Origin of the sequence: Actinomadura chokoriensis (assembly GCF_041463665.1) — a bacterium.
GTDB classification, from domain to species: domain Bacteria; phylum Actinomycetota; class Actinomycetes; order Streptosporangiales; family Streptosporangiaceae; genus Spirillospora; species Spirillospora chokoriensis_A.
On record NZ_JAXCEJ010000004.1, the window covers coordinates 1 to 16,440 of the forward strand.

Here is a 16,440-nt window from a genome sequence, read left to right on the forward strand (position 1 = left end):
CCGGTAGGAGTTGTTGCGCCGCACCTCCCGCCACACCGTCGACCGGTGCCGGCCGATCACCTCCGCGATCTGCGGAATCAACCGGCCCTCACCGAACAACACCTCAATCTGCGCACGCTCACCAAGCGTAAGACGACGTCCTGGCACAACAAGATCCTTCCAGAAGGACCTCGTTGCAACAGACACTAGAAACCGCCCGCGCTCATACCAACAACACGCCGCAAGTCGACGCACCGGTGAACCTTGGTGGACACCGCACTAGTCGGCGCAGCGGCTGTTGAGCAACACTCCTGATCGTCGGATCGCCATGCTCGGAGTCGGTGAGCTGTTCACCGCCGAGCGGCCGCTGCTGTCACGGGGCCTTCTATAGCGCGTGGGGGCCGAAGCGTCCCCAGGCGATGACTGCCGCTGCGATCAGCAGAACCGCGTTGAGCACGATCGCTGTGGACTCTTTGCGTCGCAGGTGGGTGAGCGCGGCCAGCGCCATCAGCAGAGCTAGGCCAGTGGCCGCCAGTGGGGTGAGGATCGGGACGAGGCCGGTGGCGGCGGGAAGGATGAGTCCGAGCGCACCGGCCAGTTCGGCGAGCCCGATGAAGCGCACGGTGTGGGTGGAGAAGTCGGCCGTCCAGGGCAGCTTGGGTTCGAGCTTGTCCTTCGGCTGGGCCGAGGTCATCGCGCCCGCGGCGCCGAACAGCGCTGCGAGTGCCGCCTGCAGGATCCACAGCAGCAGGTTCATGTCTGGGTTTCCTCATCGTTCAGGGGGCAAGGGGTTCGGGGGCGGGAACCCCGGATGGTGGCGTTCGGGCGGGCGTGATGCCGGCCGGTGTTTGCCCGCTACTACGGCAGGCTCGTGGCCTCGGGAGAACACCGGCTGGCTGATGCTTCCTAGGCGTTGCGGCGCAGCGTGAACCAGAAGGTCGGCACCGGGTTGGTGCCCGGTGTGACGTCGAGTAGTTCCCAGCCGGGGAACCTGGCGCGGAGCTCGTCGGCTGTGACGCCCGCCGCCCACGACGTGATCTCGGTGGTCGGATTGCCGAGCGGCTCGGGGCCGTACCCGAACATCAGCAATCGTGCTCCGGGAGCGGCGCGGTGCGTGAGCCCGGCGGCGTAGGCGTCGCGGCGGTGCAGCGGGATCCCGCAGTAGCAGCTCAGGTCGAAGAACAGGTCGAAGGGGCCCGGCACGTCCTGCTCGTCGAGGCGGGTGGCGTCTCCGTGCAGTAGCCGTACTGCCGCTCCTGCCGCCGCAGCCTTCTTTCTGGCCTGGTCGACGGCTCGGTCGATCAGGTCGACGGCCGTCACCTCCCAGCCGTGCCGGGCGAGGTAGATGGCGTTGGTCCCCGTACCGCAGCCGAGTTCCAGGGCGCGGCCAGGCGGCAGCGCGCCGCGCCCTTCTACCAGGGCGACGAGCTCAGGCGGCGTCACGCCGGTGTCCCACGGTGGCTTGCCGGTGCGGTAGAAGCCCTCCAGGGCGCGGTGGACGGACTCCTCCTCAGGGTCTCGTTGGGTTGGGGCCAGGTCCGGTTCCGGCTTCCGGGTGGCGTTGGACTGGTCCATCGTCTCCTCCAGAAATATAGAGTTGAACTTTAGTGACGTACTCTAGAGCTATGCTCCCAATATGGACAAGGTCAAGCGGCCGGACAAGCGAGCCGAGGGCTCCCGCCGCACCCGTGAAAGGGCCATCAAGGCGGCTCGCGAGCTGTTCGTCGCGCAGAGTTACGGAGCGACGAGCCTGCAGGAGGTCGGGGACCAGGCGGGCGTGGCCGTCCAGACCGTCTACTTCGTCTTCGGCAACAAGCGCACGCTGTTCAAGGACGTCGTCGACACATCCATTGCCGGGGACACCGAACCGGTCGCCACCATGGATCGTGAGTGGTTTCGCGCCGCGTGCGCCGAGCCCACCGCAGCCGGGCAATTGCGCACGTCCACGGCACCCGCGAGATCCTGGGCCGGGTCGCCCCGATCATGCCGCTGATCGCGGCCGCCGATCCGCAGATCGCCGCGCATTGGCCCGACGGTCCCGATCCGCGCTACACCGTGCAGTACGCCGCGGCCCAGACGCTGGCCGGCAAGCCCGGTGCCCGCTCAGACGTCTCCGTCGCGATGGCCGCCGACCTGCTGTTCGGGCCGCTCAGCCCGCAGTACCTGCTCTTTGTCCAGGATCGCGGCTGGTCGCCGGACGAGTGGGAAGAATGGGCCTACACCACTTTGACCGCCCAACTCTGCACCGCCCCTGCGGCAGGCCCGGATCGCTGGGACAGGCGTGACCAGCACGACCACCTTCCAGAAACCCCGTGATTCCTCACCCTGCCGCCAGAACACCCGGCAGGGTGACCCACACGCCGGGCAGCCCCCCACCCGCTAGGTCCGGGTCACAAGAGCCTTCGCCTATCCATCGACACTTCACCGTCGCTGGATCTCATCAACATCGCCGCCCACGCAAACCCCGTCCAAGGCACTGGCCGTCGCATCGGCGCAGCCGACGTCGAGGAGATACGGGAGGTGACCCACGCCTTCCGGATTCTCGACAACCGGCTCGGCGGTGGGCATGTTCGCGGGCACGTGGTGGAGTACCTGCCTGATGGCACGAGGTCCGAGTGCCATAGGAGTGCCAAACGATCAAAAGGCTGGTTCCGATTTACCCGGAACCAGCCTCTGACCTGCGTTGATCTGGTGGGCCTAGGTGGACTTGAACCACCGGCCTCATCCTTATCAGGGATGCGCTCTAACCGACTGAGCTATAGGCCCGGAGTGTGCCGCCGCCCCTGGCGGCGCAACGAGAGGTTACCTCATCTGGGCGGACAACCGGAAATCGATTGCCGGGCGGCGGCCGGGCGGGGCTACTCGGCCTCCTTGAGGGTGACCTCGACGCCGCCCACCAGGTCGGCGGCGAGGTTGTAGATGACGGAGCCGACCGTGGACAGGGCGGTGATGAGCAGGACGTTCAGGGCGCCGACGAGCACGGTGTAGCCGAACACGCGGACGAAGGAGAACCAGTTGCCTGCGTCGACGCTGCCGGTGGCCTCACCCGGATTCTTGGTGAGGCTGTTGACCGTGTCGCCGATGGCGTCGAACACGCCGAGGCCGGACAGGATCACGTACAGGACGATCACGGCGACGAGCAGGACGACGAAGCAGACCAGCGACATGACGAAGCTGAACTTCATCACCGACCACGGTTCGAGCCGGGCCAGCTGGAGCTGGGCCTTGCGCGCCGGCTTGCCGCTCGAGGGCTTGGACGAGTTCGTCGGCGCCACGGCGCTGGAGGGACGGTCCTTGAGGACGGTGCCGGCGAAGCCGCGGCCGGGGCCGCCCGGCCCGGCGGGGGCCGCGGGCCCGGCAGGCCCGGAGGGTCCGGAGGGGCGGGGGGACGAGTTGCCGGGGGACGCTTTCGCCGCTTTGAACGGCCTTGCGGCGTTCTCCGTACGTCCTGCCGAGACCGAACCGGGCGGCTCGGCGGGTTTGGCCCAGCCCGCCGAGCCGGAGGAGGACGAGGACGACGAGGGAGAGGGGGGTGACGGCGGCGAGGGGGAGGACGACTCGGCGGGGTCCTTGACCGGGGCGATCTCGGGGCTGTCGGCGTCCTTCGCCGGCTTGTCCTCGATCTTCGCCAGGTCGATCCTGGTCGTGTCGGAGCCCGACGGAGTCTCCGAAGCGTCAGAGTCGGCGGCGGACCTGTCCGGGTCGATGTCCACGGTCGTCTCGTCCCGCCCGGACTTGGCGGACGCGGCGGCCACGGTCTTGCCCGATTTCGACCCGGACTTGGACGAGCCGGGCTTGGCCGCTCCCGGCTTGGCCGACCCGGGCTTGGCCGACCCGGGCTTGGCGCCGGGTTTCTTGCCGGCGCCGCCCGTCCCCGGGGAGGCCTCGCCGGACGGCCCGCCCTCGTTCTTGCCGGGCTCGGTGCTCACGTGTCCTCCTGGCCTAGCGGCTCGGTGACGATGCGGGGTACATCACTCACCGTCGCCCCCTTCGCCGTCGTCTGAGTCCTCCATGGACTCTACGTTCCTCGCGATGGCCACCACGCTGTCCCCGTCGGCGAGGTTCATCAGGCGGACGCCCATGGTCTGCCTGCCGGACTGCTTGATCTCCGCGGCGGTGGTGCGGATCACGCCGCCGTTCGACGTCATCGCGAACACCTCGTCGTCCGGGCCGACCATCAGGGCCCCTACCAACATCCCGCGCGATTCCACGATCTTAGCGGTGAGGACCCCCTTACCCCCACGTCCTTGGAGCGGGTACTGGTCGACCGGGGTGCGCTTGGCGTAGCCGCCCCTGGTGGCGACCAGGACGTCGTCCTCGCCGTTGTGCACGACGAGCATGTTGAGGACCTCCTGGTCCTCCTCGAAGCGCATTCCGATGACGCCGGAGGTGGCGCGTCCCATCGGCCGCAGCGACTCGTCGTCGGCGCGGAACCGGATGGCCTGGGCGCCGGTGGAGACCATCAGCAGGTTGTCGTCGGCGGAAACCAGCCGCGCGGCGATCACCTCGTCGCCCTCGACGAGGTTGATGGCGATGATGCCGCCGGTGCGGGGCGAGTCGAAGTCGCGCAGCGCGGTCTTCTTGACGCGGCCCATCTTCGTCCCGAGGACGAGGTAGGGCGCGACGTCGTAGTCGCGGAGGTCCATGACCTGGGCGATGCGCTCGTCCGGCTGGAAGGCCAGCAGGTTCGCGACGTGCTGCCCGCGGGAGTCGCGGCTGGTGTCGGGCAGTTCGTACGCCTTGGCCCGGTAGACGCGGCCCTTGTTGGTGAAGAACAGGATCCAGTTGTGGGTCGAGGTGACGAAGAACTGGTCGACGATGTCGTCCTGCTTCAGCTGCGCGCCGCGGACGCCCTTCCCGCCGCGCCGCTGCGCCCGGTACAGGTCGGTCTTGGTGCGCTTGGCGTAGCCGCCGCGGGTGATGGTGACGACGACGTCCTCTTCGGCGATGAGGTCCTCGTACGACACGTCCCCGTCGAACGGGATGATCTCGGTGCGCCGTTCGTCGCCGAACTTCTCCACGATCGGGGCGAGCTCGTCGGCGACGATCTGCCGCTGCCGCTCGGGCGAGGCCAGGATGTCGTTGTAGTCGGCGATCTCCGCCATGAGCTTGTCGTACTCGTCGGTGATCTGCTGGCGTTCCAGCGCGGCGAGCTTGCGCAGCTGCATGTCGAGGATGGCCTGCGCCTGGATCTCGTCGATCTCCAGCAGCCGCATCAGGCCCTGCTGCGCCTCCGAGGCGGACGGCGAACGCCGGATGAGGGCGATGACCTCGTCGATCCGGTCGAGGGCCTTCAGCAGGGCGCGCAGGATGTGGGCGCGCTCCTCGGCCTTGCGGAGCAGGAACCGGGTGCGGCGGACGATGACGTCGATCTGGTGCGCGACCCAGTGCCGGACGAACTGGTCGACGCGCAGGGTGCGCGGCACGCCGTCCACCAGGGCGAGCATGTTCGCGCCGAACGTCTCCTGCAGCTGGGTGTGCTTGTACAGGTTGTTCAGGACGACCTTGGCGACGGCGTCCCGCTTGAGGACGATGACGAGCCGCTGCCCGGTCCGGCCGGACGTCTCGTCACGGACGTCGGCGATTCCGTCGAGTTTGCCGTCCTTGACCCCGTCCGCAATCTTGAGAGCGAGGTTGTCGGGGTTGACCTGGTACGGAAGTTCGGTGACGACGAGGCAGGTGCGGCCCTGGATCTCCTCGACCTCGACGACGGCCCGCATGGTGATGGAGCCGCGGCCGGTGCGGTAGGCCTCCTCGATGCCCTTGCGGCCGACGATGAGGCCGGCCGTCGGGAAGTCGGGGCCCTTGATCCGCTCGATGAGCGCCTCGAGCAGTTCCTCGTCGGACGCGCCGTAGTTGTCCAGGTACCACTTGACGCCGTCGGCGACCTCGCGCAGGTTGTGCGGCGGGATGTTCGTCGCCATCCCGACCGCGATGCCGGCGGACCCGTTGACCAGCAGGTTCGGGTACCGGGACGGCAGGACGTCCGGCTCCTGCGAGCGGCCGTCGTAGTTGGGGGAGAAGTCGACGGTCTCCTTGTCGATGTCGCGCAGCAACTCCATCGCGAGGGGCGCCATGCGGCACTCGGTGTACCGCATGGCCGCGGCGGGGTCGTTGCCGCGCGAGCCGAAGTTGCCGTTGCCGTCGACCAGCGGGTACCGCATCGACCAGGGCTGCGCGAGACGGACGAGCGCGTCGTAGATGGCGGAGTCGCCGTGCGGGTGGTAGTTCCCCATGACGTCGCCGACGACGCGGGCGCACTTGAAGTAGCCGCGGTCGGGCCGGTAGCCGCCGTCGTACATCGCGTACAGGACGCGGCGGTGGACGGGTTTGAGGCCGTCGCGTACCTCGGGCAGCGCGCGCGCGACGATGACCGACATCGCGTAGTCGAGATAGCTCTTCTGCATCTCGACCTGGATGTCGACCGGTTCGATCCGTTCGCCGTGGTGGCCGCCCTCTGTGGTCACGTCCGTCACTCTCAAAACCTCTTCTGCTCGGTGGGAAGCTCAGCGGGGAAGAAGTGCGCCTGCCTTCGCGGGCCGGGCCTGCGGGAGCCGTGGGAGCGAGCCGCGGGGAGCCCGGCGCGGGCGCGCACCTCAGATGTCGAGGAAGCGCACGTCCTTGGCGTTGCGCTGGATGAACTCCCGGCGGGGCTCGACCTCCTCGCCCATGAGCACGCTGAACAGCTCGTCCGCCTGGGCCGCGTCGTCCAGCTGGACCTGGAGCAGGACCCGGTTGTCGGGGTCCATGGTGGTGTCCCACAGCTCGTTGGCGTTCATCTCGCCGAGGCCCTTGAAGCGCTGCACCTGGTCGCGGGGCCGGGGGTCGCGCTTGCCGGCGGCGATCCCCGCCTCGATGATCGCGTCGCGTTCGGCGTCGGAGAAGGCGTAGTCGGCCTCGGTGCCCCGCGCGTCCCACTTGATCTTGTAGAGCGGGGGCTGCGACAGGTACACGTGGCCGGCCTCGATCAGCGGCTTCATGAACCGGAACAGCAGCGTCATCAGCAGCGTGTTGATGTGGTGGCCGTCGACGTCGGCGTCCGACATCAGGATGATCTTGTGATACCGGAGCTTGGTGATGTCGAACTCGTCGTGCACGCCGGTGCCCAGCGCCGTGATGATCGCCTGCACCTCGTTGTTCTTCAGGATCCGGTCGATCCTGGCCTTCTCCACGTTCAGGATCTTGCCGCGGATCGGCAGGATCGCCTGGAAGTGCGGGTTGCGGCCGCCCTTCGCGGAGCCGCCCGCCGAGTCGCCCTCGACGATGTACAGCTCGGACTTGGCCGGGTCGGTGGACTGGCAGTCCGACAGCTTGCCGGGCAGCGACGTCGACTCCAGCAGGCTCTTGCGGCGGGTCAGGTCGCGCGCCTGCCGCGCCGCGACCCGCGCCCGCGCCGCCTGCGACGCCTTGTTGATGATCTCCTTGGCCTCGCCCGGGTTCTCCTCGAACCAGTCGCGCAGGTGCTCGTTGCACGCCTTCTGCACGAACGACTTGGCCTCGGTGTTGCCGAGCTTGGTCTTGGTCTGGCCCTCGAACTGCGGATCGGCCAGCTTGATGGAGATGATCGCGGTGAGGCCCTCGCGGACGTCCTCGCCGGTGAGGTTGTCGTCCTTGTCGCGCAGCAGGCCCTTGTCGCGGGCGTACCGGTTGACGATCGTGGTGAGCGCCGCCCGGAAGCCCTCCTCGTGGGTGCCGCCCTCAGCCGTGTTGATGGTGTTCGCGAAGGTGTGCACGGACTCGGCGTAGGACGAGTTCCACTGCATCGCGATCTCCAACGACATGCCCTTGGTGTCGTCGTCGAAGTAGACCACCGACTCGTGGGCGGCGTCCTTGCGCGCGTTGATGTAGCGGACGAAGTCCTCGATGCCGCCCTCGTAGTGGTACCGGACGACGTGCGGCTCGCCGTTGGAGTGGTCGGGACGCTCGTCCCGCAGCGTGATGGACAGGCCCCGGTTGAGGAACGCCATCTCCTGCATGCGGCGGGAGAGGGTCTCGAAGTTCCACTCGGTGGTCTCGAAGATCTCGGAGTCGGGCCAGAACGTGATGAGGGTGCCGGTCTCGTCGGTCTCCTCGCCCTTGCGGAGCTCGGTCTCCGGGCCGCGCCATGTGTACGACTGGCGCCATACGTGGCCGTCGAGGCGGACCTCGGCCTCCATACGGGTGGACAGCGCGTTCACCACGGCGGAGCCGACACCGTGCAGGCCGCCCGAGACCGCATAGGACTTGCCGTCGAACTTGCCGCCCGCGTGCAGCGTCGTCAGCACCAGCTCGATGGCGGGACGTTTCTCCACCGGATGCTCGCCGACCGGGATGCCGCGGCCGTTGTCGCGCACGCTGACGCCGCCGTCGGCCATCAGCGTCACGACGATGTCGTCGGCGTAGCCGGCGAGGGCCTCGTCGACCGAGTTGTCCACGATCTCGTACACGAGGTGGTGCAGGCCGCGCTCACCGGTCGAGCCGATGTACATGCCGGGGCGCTTGCGAACCGCCTCAAGCCCTTCAAGGACAGTGATCGAACTAGCGTCGTACGCCAAAGGAGATCCTCCTGCCGGGGATGTCCGCCGCTCCGCGCCCGAGGGAGGCGCGGTGTGCCCCGTAACACACATGTAGGCACCCGGTTGTGCTCTGTTCGCGTTGGTCAGAGCCCCGGGCACCCCATGGCGGCGCAGCATCCTGAACCCACATGCATTCTACCGGGTGGGCCGACAAAAAGTGGCACTCCCAAGCGCTGTGTGCGCGTGTGGCGGCCGATTCCCCCTGGAGCCACATCCCCCCATAGGGCCCGGGGGGTTCTCTGGCCTACGTGGCGCTGGCCGCTGAACCGAACCGCCGCGCCCCGAACAGATGTTCCCACCCCCACCGGGACCGGTTCGGCGCGCCCGCCGGGACCGGTTCAGCGCACCCGCCAGGCGCCGGTCCGGCGCGGGCCGGACGACGGGCCCACCACCTTCACGCGGCGGACGGTGCCGTGCCCGAGCTCCTCGTTCAGCCGCCTGACCAGGGTGGACGACAGCAGGCGCAGCTGCGTCGCCCACGTCGTCGAGTCGGCGGCGACGGTCAGCACGCCGTCCTCGAAGTGGTCCGGACGGGTGTGCTCGGCCAGCTCGGCGCCGACGATGCCCGCCCAGTTGCCGAACACGCCGCCGACGGCCGCCCGCTGCTCCCAGCCGCGCGACGCCATCAGGTCGCGGATCGCCGCGCCGAACAGCTTCGGGTCACCGCCGCGTCCGGGGTCCCTCACCCGGACGACACGTCCGCCCGTGCGCTTGCCGCCCTGGCCGGGGAGCGTGCCCCGCTTCAGCGCGTCGGCCTTCGCCTGGGCCAGGGCCTCGCGGGCCAGCTCGATCCCCGACTTGGCCGGAGGCGCCCCGTCCGCGCCGGAGTCGTGCACATCCTGTGGATCATCACCCACGCGCTCGCTCCTTCCCGGCACGAGAGCGCCTTGCGATCGGTCAGTCCCGGACGACCCTGCCGTCGGAGACGGTATACGACCCCCCTGTCAGTTCGGCCGGCACGTCGGCGGGGACGGCCGCCGTGATGAGGACCTGCTCCGCCGGCGCCACCATGCCGGCCAGGCGGCTGCGGCGCCCCGTGTCCAGTTCGGCGAACACGTCGTCCAGGATGAGGACCGGGTCGTCGCCGTCCGCGCGGAGAAGCTCGAACGCGGCGAGCCGCAGGCCCAGCGCGAACGACCACGACTCGCCGTGACTCGCGTAGCCGCGTGCCGGAAGCTCGCCCAGGCGCAGGACGAGATCGTCCCTGTGCGGGCCCACGAGACTCACGCCCCGCTCCAGCTCCTGCTTGCGTGACTCGCCCACGGCCTTCATCAGCTGCTCGGCGAGTTGTCCACGGTCTGTGGACAACTCCGCGTCCCCCAGCGAGCTCCTGTAGATGAGGTCGGCCGCGCCGCTGTGCGGAGCAAGGGCCGCATAGGCACGCGCCGCCAGCGGACGCAGCGCCTCGACCAGGCTCAACCGTGCCGCCAGTAGCTCCGACCCGGTGCGCGCCAGATGCGAATCCCACACGTCCAGGGTCGCGAGGACCTCCTGGCCAGGGGAGCGCCTATGCGCGGCCGCCGATTTCAACAGGGCGTTGCGCTGCTTGAGGACGCGGTCGTAGTCGGAACGCACACCGGCGAAGCGCGGAGCCCGCGCGGTGAGCAGCTCGTCCATGAACCGGCGCCGCTCCCCCGGGTCGCCCTTCACAAGAGCGAGGTCCTCCGGAGCGAACAGGACCGTCCGCAACATCCCCAGGATCTCCCTTGGCCTGGGGACAGGGGACCGGTTGAGCCGCGCCCGGTTCGCCTTACCCGGGTTGATCTCAAGCTCGATCAGCGCCTTGCGGTCGTCCTTCACCACCCCGGCCCGGACGATCGCACGCGGCGCCCCATGCCGGACGAGCGGCGCGTCCGTCGCGGCCCTGTGACTCCCATGCGAGGCGACGTATCCGATGGCCTCGACCAGGTTCGTCTTGCCCTGCCCGTTCGGCCCCACGAACGCGGTGACTCCCGGCTCCAGGGCGACCTCGGCGGCCGGATACGAGCGGAAGTCCTGCAACGAAAGGTGGGCGACGTGCACGAGACACGAGCGTAGAGCCTCCCGCCTCGTGGACACGTCACAGGGAGCCGGACCGGAAGTCACATCCTGTGGATAACTTCGCGGTCGGCGCGGCCAGACCTCCGATCCTCGGTTCGGTCAGACCTTCGGCGGAGTGACGTCGGCGCCGGGGGAGTCCCCGTCGCCGATGGCCTCCACGGCATGGCCGCCGAACTGCTTGCGGAGGGCGGCGACGACCCGCATGGCGGGGGAGTCGTCCTGGCGGGAGGCGAACCGGGCGAAGAGCGAGGCGCTGATGGCGGGCAGCGGCACGGCGTGCTCGATCGCGGCCTGCACCGTCCAGCGGCCCTCGCCCGAGTCGTTGGCGTAGCCGCGCAGATCGTCCAGTTCCGGGTCGTCGGCGAGGGCGCGGTTCAGCAGGTCCAGCAGCCAGGAACGGATGACCGTGCCCTCCTGCCAGCTGAGGAAGGTCTCCGGCACCTTGGTGACAAGGGGGCTGGCCTCGATCAGCTCGTAGCCCTCACCGAACGCCTGCATCATCGCGTACTCGATGCCGTTGTGGACCATCTTCACGTAGTGGCCCGCACCGACCTTGCCCGAGTGGACGAAGCCGTACTCCCCCTCCGGCTTCAGCGTCTCGAAGATCGGCATCATCCGCTTCACGTCGTCGTCGCCACCGCCGACCATGAGCGCGTAGCCGTTCTCCAGGCCCCACACGCCGCCGCTCACCCCGCAGTCGACGAACCCGATGCCCTTGGCCGCCAACTCCTCGCCGTGCTTCTGGTCGTCCACATAGTGTGAATTACCGCCGTCGATGACGAGGTCGCCGGGCCGCAGGATCTCCCCCAGGCTGTGGATGATGTCCGCGGTGGGCTTGCCTGCGGGCACCATCACCCACACGGCACGCGGCGGGGACAGCCGCTCGACCAGCTCCTCGACCGACCCGACGTCACTCACCGCCGGGTCGCGGTCATAGCCGACGACCGTGTGGCCGCCGCGGCGCAGCCGCTCGGCCATGTTGCCGCCCATCTTGCCCAGGCCGATGATCCCAAGCTCCATGAAGCTCACTCTCCCCTGTGCGTGACTGCCTGTGCCCTTACTGCGCGTGTACTGCGCGTGCCCTTACCGCGCGTGCGCGGCCGCGGCCGCCCGGCGCGCGTCCCGCCGTCGTCCCCGGCGTGCCCCGGGGCATGCCCTAGGGCACGGTCCTCATCCGGACAGCCGGACGGGCATGATCAGGTAACGGTAGTTCGGGTTCTCCCCGTCCTGCGGCGGCTTCCCGGTGAGGACGGCCGGCTTCGTCGGCGTCGTGAACGACAGCCGCGCCATGTCGGAGCCGATCGCTGACAGGCCGTCCAGGAGGAACGCGGGGTTGAAGGCAATGTCGATGTCCTCGCCCTCCAGGGACGCCTCAAGGGCCTCCACGGCCTGAGCCTCGTCCCCGGTGCCCGCCTCCAGGACGACCTCGCCCTGGCTGAACGAGAGCCGGACGGGCGTGTTCCGCTCCGCGACCAGCGAGACGCGCTTGACGGCCTCGATGAACGGCGCGGTCGAGATCTCGGCGAGCCCCGCGTACTCGCTCGGCAGCAGCGACCGATACTTGACGAAGTCGCCGTCCAGCAGGCGGGACGTGGTCCGGCGGCCGCCGCCCTCGAAGCCGATCATGCCCTCGCCGGTGCCGCCCGTCCCGGCGAGCGCGATCGACACCTCGGCGCCGGCGGTCAGCGACTTGGCGGTGTCGGCGAGCGTCCGCGCCGGGACGAGCGCGACGGCGGAGAAGTCGGGACGCTCGGGCTTCCAGTGCAGCTCGCGGACGGCCAGCCGGTAGCGGTCGGTGGACGCCAGCGTGACCGTCTCGCCCTCGATCTCCACCCGGACGCCGGTCAGCATCGGGATCGTGTCGTCCTTGCCCGCGGCGATCGCGACCTGGGAGACGGCGGCGGCGAACTCGTCGCTGCCCACCGAGCCCGCGGCCGGCGGCATCTCCGGCAGCGTCGGGTAGTCCTCCACAGGCATGGTGAGGAGTGTGAACTTCGCGCTTCCGCAGCGGAGCATCACCTTCGCGCCGTCCGTCGTGACCTCCACAGGGTGGGGAGGAAGGCTGCGCGAGATCTCGGCGAGGAGGCGCCCGGACACCAGGGCCGTCCCCGCCTCCTCGACGTCGATCTCCGTGGACACCTGGGCGGAGACCTCGTAGTCGAACGCGGACAGCTTCAGCCGGTCACCGTTGCCCTCGCCCCCGGCGACGAGGTGCATGCCCGCGAGGACGGGCACCGGGGGCCGGACGGGCAGCGTACGCGCGGTCCAGGCGACGGCGTCGGCCAGGGCATCTCTGTCGATGCGGAACTTCAACGGGACCAGCCTCCTGCGGGTGTCGGACAAGGGTGCGGTGATCTCGGCCGGACCTGGGAGCTCGGGGCAGGTTGTCCCCAGGCCCTGACTTGAGATGGATCTTTCCTTGGATAGAGAAGTAGAGCAGTACTAGTAATAGGGGCCGTGGATAGTGTGGACAGAGGCTGTTTTCGCAGGTCAGACCGCGTATCTCTGTCCACGGGGGCTGTGCATGGGCGGTGGACGGCGCGGGAGCGCCTGGGGACGGCGAAACTGTCCCCACACGTCATCCTCATGTCATCCCCCGGTTTTCCACGAGTTCTCCACGGGTATGTCCTCGGGTTCGGCGGCCTGTGTACAGCGGGCGAGTGATCGAGGGGTCCGCCCACAGGCGCGTCCCCAGGACTTCCCCAACTCCTCCCCAGGTCGTCCACCGGTTGTCCCCAGGGCGTCGGCGGGGGCGCCCAGCCGGTCCACATCCGTCCACCCTTCATCCTCAGCTTTTCCAACGGTTGCCCACCGGGTTATCCACGAAAATCCCCAGGGTTTTCCACAACCTGTGAGTAGCGGCTCCGGTTGTCTGGGGAAGCGCGCATTTTGTCGGTTCTTTGCCTTCGACAGGGTGTGGACAGTCCGGCGGCGCCTCGTCCACAGGGGTGACACGGGACTGTCCACAGTGTGTACGAAGCGGCCGGTCAGCGCTTGCGGGCCTGGTGCTTGATACGTCCGGTCAGCTCGGTGACCTGGTTGTATATCGCGCGGCGCTCGGCCATCAGCGAGCGGATCTTGCGTTCGGCGTGCATGACCGTGGTGTGGTCGCGTCCGCCGAACTGCTGCCCGATCTTGGGGAGGGACAGCTCGGTCAGCTCGCGGCACAGGTACATCGCGATCTGCCGGGCGGTGACGAGCATCCGGGAGCGGGACGGCCCGCACAGGTCCTCGATCGTCGTGCCGAAGTACTCGACCGTCTGGGCCATGATCATCGCGGCGGTGATCTCGGGGCCGGAGTCGTTGGGGATGAGGTCCTTCAGGACGATCTCGGCGAGCTTCATGTCCACCGACTGCCGGTTGAGGCTCGCGAACGCCGTCACCCTGATCAGCGCGCCCTCCAGCTCGCGGATGTTCGTCGCGATCTGCGAGGCGATGAACTCCAGCACGTCCGGCGGCGCGGCGAGGCCCTCCTGGCGGGCCTTCTTCTGCAGGATCGCGATCCGCGTCTCCAGCTCGGGCGGCTGGACGTCGGTCGTCAGCCCCCACTCGAACCGGTTGCGCAGCCGGTCCTCCAGCGTCACGAGCTCCTTGGGCGGGCGGTCGCTGGAGATCACGATCTGCTTGCTGGCGTTGTGCAGGGTGTTGAAGGTGTGGAAGAACTCCTCCTGCGTCTGCTCCTTGCCCTCCAGGAACTGGATGTCGTCGACGAGGAGGATGTCCACATCCCGGTAGCGGCGGCGGAAGCCGTCCGCCTTTCCGTCGCGGATCGAGTTGATGAAGTCGTTCGTGAACTCCTCTGAGCTCACATAACGCACACGCGCCCCATTGAAGAGGCTCTGCGCGTAATGCCCGATCGCGTGGAGGAGGTGCGTCTTGCCGAGGCCGGAGTCGCCGTAGACGAACAGCGGGTTGTACGCCTTGGCCGGCTGTTCGGCGACGGCGACGGCCGCAGCGTGCGCGAACCGGTTCGACGAGCCGATGACGAACGTCTCGAACGTGTACTTGGGGTTGAGGCGTGCGTGCTCGGACGCGCCCGCCCCCGAACCCGAGCCCTGCCCCGGGGCAGGAGCTCTGGAACCGGTCGCCCTGGGATCGGCGCCTTCTTCGTCGCGAAAGGCGCTCTCACCCCGGTAGGGCTCCTCGCCGCGGTACGGCTGCTCAGCCCCGGTGAACGGCGTCTCCCCGCTCTGGAAGTCGTCCGCGTGCCCTAGCGGTGGCTCGTTCCCACCGTGCTGGGGTTCGCGGCCCTGCTGTTCTGGACGGCGCTGCTCCGGACGACCGCGAAGCGGCCCAAGCGTGCGGTCGTTCAGATGAGAGTGCGGCGGCCGTCCTGGAGGCTCGCCCCCGAACCCCTCCTGCCCGCCATAGCCGGGAAAGGCGCGACCCTCGAACGGGTTACGCCCCCCTGGGCCCGTCCCATAGGACGGTGGACGCGGGGCAGGGGGATAAGTACCGCGCTCGTCATCCGCAGCCTGTGGATAACCTCCGGGCGGACCGGGGCTGTGGGTAACTCCCGACTGAGACCGGTACCCCTGTTCGCCGTAGGGCTGGTCGCCGTACGGCGACTCCGAGTAAGGGCGGTCGGACCGCTCCCCATATTCGGACCGGTCCCCGTAGGACGAGTCACCGTAGGACTGGTCGTTGCTGTAAGGACGATCCCGGTCACGGTCGTCGTGCGACCTTTCACCGTATGGCTCGCCATAAGAAGAAGGAGGCTCGTGCATGCCGAGCCCTGTACCGGGCCCGGGAACGGGGGCGGAAAGAGGCTCCCCTGACCGGGAACCAGGACCTGGAGCGGAGCCGCTGGCCGACCCTGGCGGCTCCGGCTGGACGGTCACGGCGACACGGATCTCCCTACCCAACTCGTGGGAAAGGGCCTGCGTGATGAGGTTCCGGAGCCGCGTCTCCAGCGCGTCCTTGGCGAACTCGTTCGGCGCGGCCAGCAGGGCGGTCCCCTCGACGAGCGCGAGCGGGCGGACCATCGGCAGCCAGGCGCGGTAACTCGGAGACAGATCGCTCTCGGCCAGTGCGGTGAGGGTGCGGGCCCAGACCGATCCGAGATCCTGACCGTCCATGCGCGAGGTCCCCCCTCCACCGACTCCGCCGTACGGAGTACCTGACTACCCGGCTCTCCCACGGGATACGGCTCGCCTCGCATGGCACGGCCGTGACGCGGAAGACTTACTCTCTCACGAGTTGTCCACAGAGTTGTCCACATGCTGTGCATAGGCATGCGGCGCCTGTGCAAAACCCGTGAGGAGGGTCACTGGAATCGAGGTCGGGAAGACTCCGGCCTTCTCGCGGGCCGGTGCGGAAGCGGTCTCGAAAGGGGGCGTGCGGAGAGTGCGGGGGCTTAAGGGGCAGATCACCGACACCGGACCGTCGAATCAGTCGAAGGGTGTCGGCTCGCCCGGTTGACCTTAACCGCTGCCACCCCCACCCGCAACACGAACGTCCCTCGTCACACCCTGCACCTGGGACGCCGGGGATAGGGGCTGCGCGGAGGTGCGCTCCGTTTGACCGCGTGGCCGGGAAGCCCGTAACGTGCTGAGGTCGAGTCGCATCGACGGAGATGCCGCGTGCCCGCCGGCAGCCCCTCCAGGCGAGTCCGGGTGGGCCCCCGCTGCGGGGGACCGGACGCGGCCCCGGTGCGAGTTATCGAGACCAAGACCCGTAGCCGAACGACCGCAGCACTGGAGCCTCAAGTGAGCAAGCGTACTTTCCAGCCGAACAACCGTCGTCGCCACAAGAAGCACGGCTTCCGGCTGCGCATGCGCACGCGCGCGGGCCGCGCGATCCTGTCCGGCCGGCGCGGCAAGGGCCGCGCCCGCGTCGCGGTCTGAGCCACCCGGCACTGTGCTGC

Annotated in this window: 14 protein-coding genes and 1 tRNA gene; 3 read left to right on the forward strand and 12 right to left on the reverse strand. The window is 68.8% G+C overall.

Going from position 1 to position 16,440, the window contains the following annotated elements:
• From SM418_RS08540 to SM418_RS08550, 3 genes are all read right to left on the reverse strand, one after another.
• Positions 1-234 (reverse strand): helix-turn-helix domain-containing protein (locus SM418_RS08540; protein WP_371966051.1); only part of this gene is annotated, 234 nt, incomplete at its 3' end.
• A 130-nt stretch (positions 235-364) separates the two neighbouring features.
• The gene (locus tag SM418_RS08545; protein WP_371940483.1) at positions 365-736 is read right to left on the reverse strand and encodes a DoxX family protein; all 372 of its coding nucleotides are present in this window, start codon (positions 734-736) and stop codon (positions 365-367) included.
• Between the two features lie 149 nt (positions 737-885).
• Positions 886-1,554 (reverse strand): class I SAM-dependent methyltransferase, encoded by a 669-nt coding sequence (locus tag SM418_RS08550; protein WP_371940482.1) that lies wholly within the window; start codon positions 1,552-1,554, stop codon positions 886-888.
• A 61-nt stretch (positions 1,555-1,615) separates the two neighbouring features.
• Between SM418_RS08550 and SM418_RS08555 the strand changes: the two genes are divergently transcribed.
• Together SM418_RS08555 and SM418_RS08560 are read left to right on the forward strand one after the other, a co-directional pair.
• Positions 1,616-1,972, forward strand: a complete 357-nt coding sequence (locus SM418_RS08555) for a TetR/AcrR family transcriptional regulator (RefSeq protein WP_371940481.1) — start codon at positions 1,616-1,618, stop codon at positions 1,970-1,972.
• Positions 1,963-2,295 carry a hypothetical protein gene (locus SM418_RS08560; RefSeq protein WP_371940480.1) on the forward strand — a complete coding sequence of 111 codons (333 nt, stop codon included), beginning with the start codon at positions 1,963-1,965 and terminating at the stop codon, positions 2,293-2,295. The genes SM418_RS08555 and SM418_RS08560 overlap by 10 nt, the downstream gene beginning before the upstream one ends.
• A gap of 373 nt (positions 2,296-2,668) precedes the next feature.
• Here SM418_RS08560 and SM418_RS08565 read toward each other — a convergent pair.
• The 9 genes from SM418_RS08565 to dnaA form a co-directional block, all read right to left on the reverse strand.
• A tRNA-Ile gene (locus tag SM418_RS08565) sits at positions 2,669-2,745 on the reverse strand.
• A 92-nt stretch (positions 2,746-2,837) separates the two neighbouring features.
• Complete coding sequence (locus SM418_RS08570) at positions 2,838-3,908, reverse strand: DUF3566 domain-containing protein (protein ID WP_371940479.1); 1,071 nt, start codon at positions 3,906-3,908, stop codon at positions 2,838-2,840.
• Between the two features lie 42 nt (positions 3,909-3,950).
• Positions 3,951-6,455, reverse strand: coding sequence for a DNA gyrase subunit A (gene gyrA / locus SM418_RS08575; protein WP_371940478.1), 2,505 nt, complete (start codon positions 6,453-6,455; stop codon positions 3,951-3,953).
• 120 nt (positions 6,456-6,575) lie between these two features.
• A complete protein-coding gene (gene gyrB / locus SM418_RS08580; RefSeq protein ID WP_371940477.1) occupies positions 6,576-8,513 on the reverse strand; it encodes a DNA topoisomerase (ATP-hydrolyzing) subunit B in 1,938 nt (645 codons plus the stop codon).
• Between the two features lie 359 nt (positions 8,514-8,872).
• Positions 8,873-9,391 carry a DciA family protein gene (locus SM418_RS08585; RefSeq protein WP_371940476.1) on the reverse strand — a complete coding sequence of 173 codons (519 nt, stop codon included), beginning with the start codon at positions 9,389-9,391 and terminating at the stop codon, positions 8,873-8,875.
• 40 nt (positions 9,392-9,431) lie between these two features.
• Entirely contained in the window at positions 9,432-10,556 is a 1,125-nt protein-coding gene (gene recF, locus SM418_RS08590; protein ID WP_371940475.1) for a DNA replication/repair protein RecF, read from the reverse strand.
• 117 nt (positions 10,557-10,673) lie between these two features.
• On the reverse strand, positions 10,674-11,603 hold the full coding sequence (gnd, locus tag SM418_RS08595; RefSeq protein WP_371940474.1) for a phosphogluconate dehydrogenase (NAD(+)-dependent, decarboxylating): 930 nt from the start codon (positions 11,601-11,603) through the stop codon (positions 10,674-10,676).
• Positions 11,604-11,744: 141 nt separating this feature from the next.
• A complete protein-coding gene (gene dnaN, locus SM418_RS08600; protein WP_371940473.1) occupies positions 11,745-12,887 on the reverse strand; it encodes a DNA polymerase III subunit beta in 1,143 nt (380 codons plus the stop codon).
• 674 nt (positions 12,888-13,561) lie between these two features.
• Positions 13,562-15,652, reverse strand: coding sequence for a chromosomal replication initiator protein DnaA (gene dnaA / locus SM418_RS08605; protein WP_371940472.1), 2,091 nt, complete (start codon positions 15,650-15,652; stop codon positions 13,562-13,564).
• A gap of 630 nt (positions 15,653-16,282) precedes the next feature.
• On the opposite strand from dnaA, the gene rpmH reads away from it, so the two are divergent.
• Positions 16,283-16,420, forward strand: a complete 138-nt coding sequence (gene rpmH, locus SM418_RS08610) for a 50S ribosomal protein L34 (protein ID WP_067628126.1) — start codon at positions 16,283-16,285, stop codon at positions 16,418-16,420.
• Positions 16,421-16,440 lie beyond the last annotated feature (20 nt).

Coding starts and splice junctions, on each gene's coding strand:
- SM418_RS08545 (WP_371940483.1), bottom strand. CDS start 736: ATGAACCTGCTGCTGTGGATCCTGCAGGCGGCACTCGCAGCGCTGTTC.
- SM418_RS08550 (WP_371940482.1), bottom strand. CDS start 1,554: ATGGACCAGTCCAACGCCACCCGGAAGCCGGAACCGGACCTGGCCCCA.
- SM418_RS08555 (WP_371940481.1), top strand. CDS start 1,616: ATGGACAAGGTCAAGCGGCCGGACAAGCGAGCCGAGGGCTCCCGCCGC.
- SM418_RS08560 (WP_371940480.1), top strand. CDS start 1,963: ATGCCGCTGATCGCGGCCGCCGATCCGCAGATCGCCGCGCATTGGCCC.
- dnaA (WP_371940472.1), bottom strand. CDS start 15,652: ATGGACGGTCAGGATCTCGGATCGGTCTGGGCCCGCACCCTCACCGCA.